At 71.9% G+C, this 11,359-nt stretch carries 8 protein-coding genes; 2 read left to right on the top strand and 6 right to left on the bottom strand.

Annotation, left to right across the window (positions count from 1 at the left end; genetic code table 11):
- Positions 1–220 precede the first annotated feature (220 nt).
- Positions 221–1,432, top strand: coding sequence for a pyridoxal phosphate-dependent aminotransferase (locus tag HYE82_RS27625; RefSeq protein WP_179176884.1), 1,212 nt, complete (start codon positions 221–223; stop codon positions 1,430–1,432).
- A 182-nt stretch (positions 1,433–1,614) separates the two neighbouring features.
- On the opposite strand, the gene HYE82_RS27620 is transcribed toward HYE82_RS27625, so the two are convergent.
- The 3 genes from HYE82_RS27620 to HYE82_RS27610 all read right to left on the bottom strand — a co-directional run bounded on the left by HYE82_RS27620 (position 1,615) and on the right by HYE82_RS27610 (position 4,839).
- Positions 1,615–2,031: a hypothetical protein gene (locus tag HYE82_RS27620; RefSeq protein ID WP_179176883.1), complete on the bottom strand. Its 417-nt coding sequence runs from the start codon at positions 2,029–2,031 to the stop codon at positions 1,615–1,617.
- Positions 2,032–2,129: 98 nt separating this feature from the next.
- The gene (locus tag HYE82_RS27615; protein WP_179176882.1) at positions 2,130–2,600 is read right to left on the bottom strand and encodes a hypothetical protein; all 471 of its coding nucleotides are present in this window, start codon (positions 2,598–2,600) and stop codon (positions 2,130–2,132) included.
- 406 nt (positions 2,601–3,006) lie between these two features.
- Entirely contained in the window at positions 3,007–4,839 is a 1,833-nt protein-coding gene (locus HYE82_RS27610; protein ID WP_179176881.1) for a phosphoenolpyruvate carboxykinase (GTP), read from the bottom strand.
- Between the two features lie 298 nt (positions 4,840–5,137).
- Here HYE82_RS27610 and HYE82_RS27605 point away from each other — a divergent pair, with 298 nt between their 5' ends.
- Positions 5,138–5,755: a hemolysin III family protein gene (locus tag HYE82_RS27605; protein ID WP_179176887.1), complete on the top strand. Its 618-nt coding sequence runs from the start codon at positions 5,138–5,140 to the stop codon at positions 5,753–5,755.
- A gap of 210 nt (positions 5,756–5,965) precedes the next feature.
- Here the strand turns inward: HYE82_RS27605 and HYE82_RS27600 are convergent, their stop codons facing one another.
- From HYE82_RS27600 to HYE82_RS27590, 3 genes are all read right to left on the bottom strand, one after another.
- A complete protein-coding gene (locus tag HYE82_RS27600; protein WP_256987786.1) occupies positions 5,966–8,386 on the bottom strand; it encodes a galactose oxidase-like domain-containing protein in 2,421 nt (806 codons plus the stop codon).
- Between the two features lie 106 nt (positions 8,387–8,492).
- A complete protein-coding gene (locus tag HYE82_RS27595) occupies positions 8,493–9,716 on the bottom strand; it encodes a glycosyltransferase family 2 protein (RefSeq protein WP_179176880.1) in 1,224 nt (407 codons plus the stop codon).
- A gap of 7 nt (positions 9,717–9,723) precedes the next feature.
- Positions 9,724–11,280, bottom strand: coding sequence for a phospholipid carrier-dependent glycosyltransferase (locus HYE82_RS27590; protein WP_179176885.1), 1,557 nt, complete (start codon positions 11,278–11,280; stop codon positions 9,724–9,726).
- Between the last annotated feature and the right edge of the window lie 79 nt (positions 11,281–11,359).

The raw sequence follows: 11,359 nt of genomic DNA, 5'->3' as shown, positions 1-11,359 counted from the left end.
CACCCACCCCGCGCCCACGCCGCAGTAAGTGACGAGCGCAACACGCGCCGCGCCCACCCACAGCGACCCGCGGATTCCGCAAGCAAAGCCGGACCCCGGCCCGCGTTTCCAAGGGCGGACCGCACCCCTACCCACCTGTTACGGAAAGCAGACATTTCAACCGCCATCCTGCAGCACGAATTCCGCCGCCGCCCACCCCCCGGCCCCTTAAGCTCCTGTTATGCAGGTGATCCAGTCAACGAAGCTCGCCAATGTCTGCTACGAGATCCGCGGCCCCGTCCTCGAAGAGGCGATGCGGCTCGAAGCAGCAGGTCATCGCATCCTCAAGCTCAACACCGGCAACCCCGCGGCCTTCGGCTTCGACTGCCCGCCGGAGATCCTTGAGGACATGCTCCGCAACCTGGGCAGCGCCCACGGCTACGGGGACGCGAAGGGGCTGCTCTCCGCGCGGCGCGCGGTCATGCAGCACTACCAGACCAAGGGCATCGAGCTGGACGTCGAGGACATCTACCTCGGCAACGGCGCCTCCGAGCTGATCCAGATGGCGATGCAGGCGCTGCTCGACGACGGCGACGAGGTCCTCGTCCCCGCCCCGGACTACCCGCTGTGGACGGCCGCCGTGTCGCTGGCCGGCGGTACCGCCGTGCACTACCGCTGCGACGAGCAGTCCGACTGGATGCCGGACCTGGCCGACATCGAGCGCAAGGTCACCGACCGCACCCGCGCGATGGTCATCATCAACCCGAACAACCCGACCGGCGCCGTCTACGACGACGAGATGCTGCGGGGCCTCACCGACATCGCGCGCCGCCACAACCTGATCGTCTGCTCCGACGAGATCTACGACCGGATCCTGTACGACGGCGCCACGCACACGAACACCGCCGCGATCGCCCCGGACCTGCTGACCCTCACCTTCAACGGGCTCTCCAAGAACTACCGCGTCGCCGGCTACCGCTCCGGCTGGATGGCGGTCTGCGGCCCGAAGAAGCACGCGGCGTCCTACATCGAGGGCCTGACGATCCTGGCCAACATGCGCCTGTGCGCGAACATGCCCTCGCAGCACGCCGTGGCCACGGCGCTGGGCGGGCGGCAGTCCATCGAGGACCTGGTGCTGCCGGGCGGGCGGCTGCTGGAGCAGCGGGACACCGCGTACGACCTGCTCACCCAGATCCCGGGCATCACCTGCGTGAAGCCGAAGGGCGCGCTGTACCTGTTCCCGAGGCTCGACCCGGCCGTCTACAAGATCAAGGACGACCGGCAGATGGTCCTGGACCTGCTGCGGGCCGAGAAGATCATGGTGGTGCACGGTACGGGCTTCAACTGGAACGAGCCGGACCACTTCCGCATCGTGACCCTGCCGAACGCGACGGACCTCGCGGACGCGGTGACGCGGATCGGCAACTTCCTGGACGGTTACGGCCAGCCGTAACCGTCGGCTGCGAGCAGCAGCAACCGACAAGTGGGGCCGGCCGCGACCCACGGGTGCGACCGGCCGGAATCCACGGGTGCGACCAGCCGCAACCCGCAGGAGCGACCAGCCGCAATCACCGCCCCCCGCGCGCCCCACGTGGCACCCGGCCCGGAGCCTGCGCGACCCCGGGCCGGGGCCGGTCAGCGGCGCCCGGCCAGGTCCCGGGAAGCCGGGTCCGGGTCGAGGGCGGCGGCGTGCGCGTCCATCCGCTCGGCGGCGAGGATCGCGACGGTGGTGTCGGCACGGGACGCGGCCACGACGAGCGCCCGGCCGGCGAGGTCGTGGGCGCGCCGGTGGAGGGCGGCCGGGTCCGCCTCCAGCGCCCGGGGCGCACGGACGGGCTCGCTGCCGCGCAGGCGCGCGACCTGGGCGGCGATCCGGGCCCCCTCGCCGTCGAGGCCCAGCTGGTCGGTGACGGTGAGCAGGGCGGAGAGGTGGCCGGCGAGCTGGTGGTCCAGTGCTTCGGCCCGAGTGCTGTGCGGGTAGCTGCCGTGGCTGCCGGCGGGGTGGCCGCCCACACGGTGGACGGCCGGCTTGGTCCGGATCGGCTCGTACATGAGGTGGCCTCCTGCGGTCAGGAGACCATCCTACATTGGATTCATTCTAAAACTGAGTCCGATCCTGACAGACTCCGCGTGGATGCCCTCACGCTCTCTCACGGCCCCGGCGCGGGCGCTGCCGGCGTGGGCTCCGCACGTGTGAACTCCGCCGCGGCCACCCCGCACCACGGCACCGCCGCCGCCTGCCACACCGGCCCGACCGCCTCCCCGCGCTCCACCGCCCCGGGGGCCACCCCGGGCACCTTCACCAGCGCCTGCGCCGCACGCCCGCCCGGCACCGGCTCGGCCTGCTCCCGGAACTCGACCGTGACGACGTACGCGCCGACGCCCCCGGGTCGGCCCGCCGCTTCCACGGCCGCCACCACCCGCCGGCTCGCCGCGTCGACCCTGCACCCGGTGACCCGGACGTCCGCCGTCGCGGCCCGGGGCGGCGGCGCACCGCCCGAGCCGTCGCCGGCCCACACGTACAGGCCCAGCGGGGCGAACACCAGCAGGGCGGCCACCGCCGACAGGCCGACTGCCCATCCCTGCCACTTCAACGCGCTACCGCTCACGCTCACGGCCATGCCCCGATCCTGACGGCCGACCGCCCCCGCTGCCAGCACCGGCGGATTCATACGGCATTTCGAACCGGGACGGCCTGGTCAGCCGGTGTTCACCCGACTCCTCGCGGAATGCGGGCTTCCGGTGGCGGCGGCAGCGGGTGACGGCGGACCTGCACGAGACGGAGGCGGCCCGCCGCCCGCGAGACGGAGGCGGCCCGCCGCAGCCGACAAAGCAAACGCACACGGCCTGCCCGGAGGAGCGCGGACGCTCCTGACAGGCAGGCCGTGGCTGCGGTGGGAACCGCTTGGTCGGGGGCTCCCACTACGGTGGGAAACCGCTTGGTCGGGGGCTCCCACATCTTCGGGCCCTGTCCGGCAGGGCGGCCCTGTCGGACAGGGCGGTCATGCCGGACAGAGCGGTTTTTCGTCAGCCCAGGCGCTCGACCAGGGCGTGGTACTGGTCCCACAGCTCCTTCGGCGTGTGCGTGCCGTAGGTGTTGAGGTGCTCGGGGACGAGGGCGGCCTCCTCGCGCCAGACCTCCTTGTCGACGGTCAGGAGGAAGTCGAGGTCCTCGTCGGCGATGTCGAGGCCTTCGAGGTCGAGGGAGGCCTTGGTCGGCAGGATGCCGATCGGGGTCTCGACGCCCTCGGCGGTGCCGTCGAGGCGGCCGACGATCCACTTCAGGACGCGGCTGTTCTCGCCGAAGCCCGGCCACACGAACTTGCCCGCGTCGTTCTTGCGGAACCAGTTCACGTAGTAGATCTTCGGGAGCTTCGCGGGGTCCGCGGAGGCGCCGACCTTGATCCAGTGGGCCATGTAGTCGCCCATGTTGTAGCCGCAGAACGGCAGCATGGCGAACGGGTCGCGGCGCAGTTCGCCGACCTTGCCCTCGGCGGCGGCGGTCTTCTCGGAGGCGATGTTCGAGCCGATGAAGACGCCGTGGTTCCAGTCGAAGGACTCGGTGACCAGCGGGACGGCGGAGGCGCGGCGGCCGCCGAAGAGGATCGCGGAGATCGGGACGCCCTTGGGGTCCTCCCACTCGGGGGCGATCGTCGGGCACTGGGCGGCCGGGACGGCGAAGCGGGCGTTCGGGTGGGCGGCCGGGGTCTCGGACGCCGGGGTCCAGGGGTTGCCCTTCCAGTCGATCAGCTCGGCCGGGGGCTCCTCGGTCATGCCCTCCCACCAGACGTCGCCGCCGTCCGGGGTCAGCGCGACGTTGGTGAAGACGGTGTTGGCGTACATCGTCTTCATGGCGTTGGCGTTGGTGTGCGCACCGGTGCCGGGGGCGACACCGAAGAAGCCGGCCTCGGGGTTGATCGCGTAGAGGCGGCCGTCCTCACCGAAGCGCATCCAGGCGATGTCGTCGCCGATCGTCTCGACCGTCCAGCCGGGAACGGTCGGCTCCAGCATGGCCAGGTTCGTCTTGCCGCAGGCCGACGGGAACGCTGCGGCAACGTACTTGGGCTCGCCCTCGCCGGCCGGCGGGGTGAGCTTGAGGATCAGCATGTGCTCGGCCAGCCAGCCCTCGTCGCGCGCCATGACCGACGCGATGCGCAGGGCGTAGCACTTCTTGCCGAGCAGGGCGTTGCCGCCGTAGCCCGAGCCGAAGGACCAGATCTCGCGGGTCTCCGGGAAGTGCGAGATGTACTTGGTGGTGTTGCAGGGCCACGGCACGTCGGCCTCGCCCTCGGCGAGCGGAGCGCCGAGGGTGTGGACGGCCTTGACGAAGAACCCGTCGGTGCCGAGCTCGTCGAGGACGGCCTTGCCCATGCGGGTCATGGTGCGCATGGCGACCGCGACGTAGGCGGAGTCGGTGATCTCGACGCCGATCGCGGACAGCTCGGAGCCCAGGGGGCCCATGCAGAACGGGACGACGTACATCGTCCGGCCCTTCATGGAGCCGCGGAAGATGCCCTTCTCTCCCGCGAAGATGTCCTTCATCTCCGCAGGGGCCATCCAGTGGTTGGTCGGGCCGGCGTCCTCTTCCTTCTCGGAGCAGATGAAGGTCCGGTCCTCGACGCGCGCGACGTCGGACGGGTCGGAGGCGGCGTAGTACGAGTTCGGGCGCTTCGACTCGTCGAGCTTCTTGAAGGTGCCCTTGGCGACGAGCTCCCCGCACAGGCGCTCGTACTCGGCCTCGGAACCGTCGCACCAGACGACACTGTCGGGCTCGGTGATCGCCGCGATCTCGTCGACCCAGGCGATCAGGTCCTTGTGGTTCGTCGGTACGGAAGTGGGAGCCGCGTTGTCGCGCGCCACGATTGCTCCTTGTTGAGGGGTTTGTTTGGTGTATGCCCCGTGGGGGCTGCGACCCGGACGCTTCGCGCTCTGCTCATCCGGTGCCGACCGCACTCATCTGATCATCCGGTGCATGTGCGCATATGTCCAGAGGGCCTCTCACGTGAGCATCGCCACTCCCGTCAATCTTCCGTAAAGCAGACTGCCGAAAACCTACGGACCCGTAGGTAGCATGATGACCATGACTTCTGACGCCGCAGTCGCGCCGGAGGCCGCCGCCGGGCCGGCCGCCACAGCAGCACCGGAGGCCAAGCCGCTCATGCGCGGCTGGCTGCACGCCGGAATGTTTCCCGCCGTGGTCGTCGCGGGCCTGGCGCTCATGGCCTTCACGGACTCGGCCGAGGCGCGGATCGCCTGCGGGGTCTACATCCTGACGGCCTGCCTGCTGTTCGGCATCAGCGCCGTGTACCACCGCGGCACCTGGGGCCCGCGGGGCGAGGCGATCCTGCGCCGCCTCGACCACGCCAACATTTTTCTGATCATCGCAGGGACGTATACCCCGCTCACCGTGATCCTCCTCCCGCCCTCCACCGGACGGACGCTGCTGTGGGCGGTCTGGCTCGCGGCCGCCGCCGGGATCGCCTTCCGGGTCTTCTGGGTCGGCGCCCCGCGCTGGCTCTACACCCCCTGCTACATCGCGATGGGCTGGGCCGCCGTCTTCTTCCTGCCCGACTTCCTGCGCACCGGCGGCATCGCCGTCCTGGTGCTGGTCGTCGTCGGCGGGCTGCTGTACAGCGCGGGAGGGGTCATCTACGGCATCAAGCGCCCCAACCCCTCCCCGCGCTTCTTCGGCTTCCACGAGGTCTTCCACTCGCTGACGCTCGCGGCGTTCGTCGCGCACTACGTCGGCATCTCGCTCGCCGCCTACCGGCACTGAGCGGACGGCCCGCCCTCCGGGCGGGTGGGGCACCGGGACCACCGCCCCTGAAGGGGCGCGGGGAACGGCGCGACCGGCCGCTACGGGTCGGCACCGGCCGCGACGGGCCGGCAGACGATCGCCGGCCCGTCGCGGAGCTTCCTGTGGAGCGCCCACACTTCCCGCGGAGCGCCCACACTTCCTGCGGAGCGCTCACTTCCTGCGGAGCGCTCAGCAGGCCCGGCCGTCGCCGTCCGGGTCCAGGCGCAGCGGGTCGCTGCCGTGGACCTTCATCCGCTTCGGGTACCGGTGGGATTCCAGCCAGGCGCAGCGCGCCTGCGCGGTCTCCTGCACCCCCTCCGGGAAGCGGGTCGGGACGCACTGGTTGACGGTGCCGTAGTGCCGGTCGCAGCCGGCGACGCTCGGCGGCACCGGGACCGAGTCCCGCTTGCCCGGGTTCTGCTTCGGCGCGGCCTGCGGCGCGTCGGCGAAGTCGTGGACGTGTGGCGACGGGGCCTCGTCCGCGGCCGCGAGGGCCGACGGGCCGCCCAGGTGCACCCAGGTCGCCACCGACGGGACGCCGTTCGCATCGACCCCGAAGAGCATGTACCAGCCGGGCGGCGCCAGGTTCGGGTTGCTGGTGACGTTGAGGTCGACGGTGGTGTCGTTGACCACGCTCAGCGGCAGGTCCACGAACCGCTGGTTGGGGTCGGAGGAGTGGGTGACCGCGGCCGGGCGGATCAGCTCCGCCTTGGCGATCGGCCGGTCCACGGTGATCCGCTGCGTGTCCCCGTACGTCCACTGCCGGTCGATGACCGAGGTGAGCCGCGGGCGCGGACCCTTGAACAGGTACGGCGGGCTGTAGACCGACACGTTGTGGTTGTACGTGCCGTTGCCCGGGTTGTCGCCGACCGCCATCACCCGGCCGTCGGGCATCAGGAAGGCCGCCGAGTGGTACGTCCGCGGCACCGGGTCGGCCGGCAGCCCCGCCTGGTAGGTGTTGGTCACCGGGTCGAAGAACGAGGCCTCGTACACCGGGTCGGCCCGGTCGTGCAGGCCGCCGCCGGTCTCCAGCACCTTGCCGTCCGGCAGCAGCACGGCCGAGACGTACATCTTGCCCTCGGCCCCGGTCTGCGGGCGCTTGCCCTGGCCGGTGTCGACCAGGCCCTGAGGAAGGTCCGGGCCCGGCGTGTACACGGGGTTCGGCGCCTTGAGGTCGATCAGGTCGGTCAGCCGGTTCGCCGCCGGGTTCCGCTCGTTGTTGCCGCCGCCGACGGTCAGCACGCGCTGGTCCTGGGCGGGCGGCAGCAGCACGCTCGCCGACTCGTCGCGCTCGTCCTTGTTGCGCAGGCCGGGCACGTCCGTGATCGTGTTGGCGTCGTAGTCGTAGATCGAGGCGCCGGTGCCCGGGGTGCCGTTGCCGAAGGTGTGGCTGCCCGAGTAGAACAGCCGCCCGTCCTGCATGAGGATCATCGACGGGTACAGGCCCCAGTACGACCAGGTCTGGTTGACCTCGTTCATCGGCAGCCACTTGTTCTGCGCCGCGGAGAACCTCTCGGCGGTCACGTTGCCCGTCGAGTCCTCCTTCAGGCCGCCGAAGGAGATCACGTCGCCGTTGCCGAGGATCGTCGCCGACGGGTACCAGTGGCCGCCGTTCATGTCGTTGGTCCGGGTGTACGACTCGGTCGCCGGGTCGAAGACGTAACTGTCCCTCAGCCCCTGGTAGCCGATCTTGCCGTCGACGGACGGGTAGCCCTTGTTGCCGCTCATGACGAGGACGCGGCCGTCCGACAGCTGCACGTGGCCCGCGCAGAACATGTCGACGGGCGTCGGGATCGTCCTGAAGCTGCCGTTCGCCGGGTCGTACACGGCCGAGGTGAAGGTGCCCGCGTTGAACTGCGAGATGTCGTTGCCGGAGCCCGCGATCAGCAGCACCTTGCCGTTGTGGAGCACGACGGCGTGCATCGAGCGGACCGGGTTCTTCGCCGGGATCACCTCCCACTTGCCCTTTGCGCACTCCTCCGGGGTGCCGGAGCAGGACGGCTGCGGCGGTGGCGCGCCGACCTCCTCCATGGCGTGGTCGTCGGAGGTGACGGAGCCCGTCCCGTAGATCGACAGCCCCCAGCTGATCTTGTCGGTGTTCGGCGGGACGGCCGGGGTGCGCACCTGCGTACGCGACCAGCCGGCACTCACCGGCGGGTTCTGCAGGTCGGTCCAGTACTGCCAGCCGGCGGTGGTGTCATGGCGGAAGACGGTCACCGACACGTCCGGGGTGTCCGACTTGTACCAGGCCGACAGGTCGTACTGGCGGCCCGGTACGACGGTCGGGGCGCAGGTGGCGGTCTCGGTGACCAGGGCCTTGCGGTCGCCGGTCACCCGGCGGGTCAGCGAGACCCGCATCGCCTTGGTGCCGCTGTGGGCGTCGGCGACGGTGGCGAACGTGAAGTCGTTGTCGCCCCAGCCGGACTTCTCCCAGCAGGACGGCATGTCGGCGCCGGGCGCGCCGGCGGTCTCGAAACCGGGGTTGGTGAGCAGATTGGGCGGTCCGGCCGCGGCCTGCTGCGGTGCGGTGAGCAGCAGGCCGGCGGTCATCGCCCCGACGGCGGCCAGGGCGGCCCGCCGCCCGGCCCGCCGTCGGATGTTCGCCGGCATGGGGGTTCCCTTCTGTGCGGCTCGGTCAGCTCTTGGTGGTGGTGGGTGCGGTGCGCGGCGTGCGGGGCCACGGCGTACGAGGCCACGGGGTACGGGGCCGCGGCGTTCAGGCCTGCGGCGTACGGGCCTTGCGCGGCCCGCGGTGCGGTCTGCGCGGCAGGTAGACGAGGGCCTCGGTGGCCGCGAACCGCAGGACGAAGGTGGTGACGAGGGCGAGGGCGGTGGCCGGCAGCACCGGCAGCCCGAGCCGGGCGACGAACAGGGCGATCAGCGGCAGGCGCAGGAGAAGGTCGGCATTGGCGAGCAGGGCGAACCGGCCGAGGCGGTCCGCCCAGTGGCGGTGCCGGCGGCGGTCGCGGAAGAGCAGCCCCTCGATGAGGGCGAAGTTCCACAGCACCCCCGCCTGGTTGGCGGCGATCTCGGCCGGCAGGTAGTGCATCCCGGCGCGGGTGAGCAGCCACAGCGCGATCAGGTTCGGGACGAAGCCGGAGAGACCGACCAGCCCGAAGCCGACCATCCGGGCCAGCGGGGTCGCGGACCGCAGGGCGGCGAGGTGGGTGAGGAAGCGCATCCCTTCGCGGGCGGTGGACTTGGACTCGCCGGCGTGGCGGTCCTGGAAGACGAACGGCACCTCGGCGGTCCTCGCCGGGCGGCAGCGCACGGCCAGCTCCAGCAGGATCTTGTAGCCCGAGGGCCGGAGGGCCTCGGCGGTCACGACCGAGCGGCGGATGGCGAAGAAGCCGCTCATCGGATCGCTGATGCCGCGCAGGGCGCGCGGGAAGAGCGCCTTGGCGAGCCAGGTCGCCCCGCGTGAGACCGCGACCCGGTAGCCCCCGGCGAGTCCGGCACGGCTCCCGCTGGGGAGGTAGCGGGAGGCGACGACGAGGTCGGCGCCGGTCCGCTCGCCCTCGCCGACCAGCTCGGGCACCAGGTGGGGCGGGTGCTGGAGGTCCGCGTCCATGACGACGACCCAATCCCCGGCCGCCCGCTTGATCCCCTCCACCACGGCCCCGCCGAGGCCGCCGTCCGCGGTCTCGCGGTGCAGGACGGCCACGGGGAACGGGCAGCCCGGGGCGGCCTTCTCGATGACCTCCGGGGTGTCGTCCGTGGAGTCGTCCACGAACAGCACGCTGCAGGGCGTGCCGGCGGGGAGGGCGACGGTGAGGGATGCGGTGAGCCGGTCCAGCAGCTCGGTGATGTTCCCCGCCTCGTTGAACGTGGGGATGATCAGGGTGACGCCGCCGCGGGCGGGCTCCTCGGCCGCGTCCGTCAGGACCGGGGCGTGCGGGGCAGCGTGCGGGGCGTGCGGGGTGCGGAGTTCTTCGCCCATGCCGGCCTCAGCTCCCGTCCGGGTGGCCGGCGGACTCCGTCCGGCGGATCTCGATGCGGTCCTCGCCGGAGCCGAAGACGGCCACCACCGTCGAATGCTCCAGCGCCGCCCTGACCCGGGGCAGGTCCCGGGCGTCCCGGCGGACCGTGGGCGAGGAGACCACGTAGTCGATGTCCCGCCAGCCGCGGGGCAGGGTCTGCGTGACGGCCGGGTCGAGGTCGGCCTTGTAGAACCAGATGGCGCCGAGCCCCGGCTCGAAGCCGTGGTGGACGGCGTCCAGCCAGAGCGCGTCGTCGAGCAGGACCCGGGTGTGTGCCGGGTCGGCGACCTCGCGGCCGAGCCAGGCGGCCGCCTGCCGGTAGGGGCCGTTGGCGTCGGCCGTGAGCGCGGTGCGGTTGCCCTCGTACCAGCGCGGCAGGACGTACGCGGCGGCCGCGACGGCGAGCACGCCGACCAGCGCCCGGCGCCCGTACGTGAGCACCCGGCGCTCCCCGGCCGCGCGGCGGCGCCGCAGCACGGCGTGGGTGACGCTGGCCGCGCCCCCGGCGAGGACGAGGGCGAGGAACGGCAGCGCCTGGATGACGTACATCGCCGGCAGGTAGCCGTCGGGCCGCAGCGCGACGGCCGCGAGGATGGCGGCGGCCAGGGCCGGGCCCGCGAGCGCGCGGGCGGTGACGGACCGGGAGACGGTGGCGAGCAGCAGGAGCGCGCCGGCCAGCCCGCCGAGCGGCAGGACGGTGTCGTAGTAGAGCCAGGAGCGCAGGACGCCGTTCGAGCCGGAGCCGGGGGTGAGGAGGAAGCCTGAGCCCGGCCGGCTCATCTGGTAGGTGATGCCGTCGATGAGGGAGACGTGCCCGGGGCCGGGCAGCAGCTCGTCGTTGAGGAGCGCGTACAGCGGGTACGACAGGCCGATCAGTGCGCAGGCGGTGACGGCGCCGGTGACGGCGAACTTGCGGGTGTCGGGGTGGCTGTGCCGCCACATCGTCACCAGCAGCGCCGGCAGCACCACCAGCATCGTCTCCTTGGTCAGCACGGCGGTCGCGGCCGCAAGACCGGACGCGAAGTGGTGCCACAGGTGCCGCCGCGGGGACGCGGCCAGGCAGAAGGCCAGCAGCATCCACATCACGGCGAGGTTGTCGAGGAAGATCTCCCGCTGGAGCACGACCGAGAGCGGCGAGAGCCCGAACAGGGCCATCGCCAGGCCGGCGGCCCAACGCGGCAGCCACAGCCGGCGCGCGAGGACGTAGAGGAACACGGAGCTCGCGGCGGAGACGGCGACCATCGACAGGCGCATCGGCGCCACGGTCATCCATTCGGGCACGAGGAGGGACGGCAGCCAGGTCAGGGCGGCGATCTGGATCCAGCCGAGCGGCGGATGGTCGTACCAGTACGTGTAGTGGGCGAGTCCCTCGCCCTGCTGGACGGCCCACGCCTGGGCGAGGTAGGTGCCCTCGTCGTCGCTCAGGGCGGGGAAGTGGGTGATGTTCCAGCCCTGTACGAACACGATCAGCAGGAGCAGGGCCCCGCAGAGCAGCAGGTCGGGGCGGGAGGACCGGAACCGCACCGGCGGCCCGGCGGCCGCGGCGGCCCGGGCCCCGGGACCGGCGCCGACGGGGCGCGGCCCGGCGGGTGCCGGGGGTGGC

The organism is Streptomyces sp. BR123 (assembly GCF_013401435.1).
GTDB lineage: Bacteria > Actinomycetota > Actinomycetes > Streptomycetales > Streptomycetaceae > Streptomyces.
The sequence above is the reverse complement of the archived record's forward strand: the minus strand, read 5'-3'. Positions and strand labels throughout refer to the sequence as shown.

Bases quoted from the DNA above. Each gene is read 5' to 3' on its own strand.
- HYE82_RS27625 (WP_179176884.1), top strand. From the start codon at position 221: ATGCAGGTGATCCAGTCAACGAAGCTCGCCAATGTCTGCTACGAGATC.
- HYE82_RS27620 (WP_179176883.1), bottom strand. From the start codon at position 2,031: ATGTACGAGCCGATCCGGACCAAGCCGGCCGTCCACCGTGTGGGCGGC.
- HYE82_RS27615 (WP_179176882.1), bottom strand. From the start codon at position 2,600: ATGGCCGTGAGCGTGAGCGGTAGCGCGTTGAAGTGGCAGGGATGGGCA.
- HYE82_RS27605 (WP_179176887.1), top strand. From the start codon at position 5,138: ATGCGCGGCTGGCTGCACGCCGGAATGTTTCCCGCCGTGGTCGTCGCG.
- HYE82_RS27600 (WP_256987786.1), bottom strand. From the start codon at position 8,386: ATGCCGGCGAACATCCGACGGCGGGCCGGGCGGCGGGCCGCCCTGGCC.
- HYE82_RS27595 (WP_179176880.1), bottom strand. From the start codon at position 9,716: ATGGGCGAAGAACTCCGCACCCCGCACGCCCCGCACGCTGCCCCGCAC.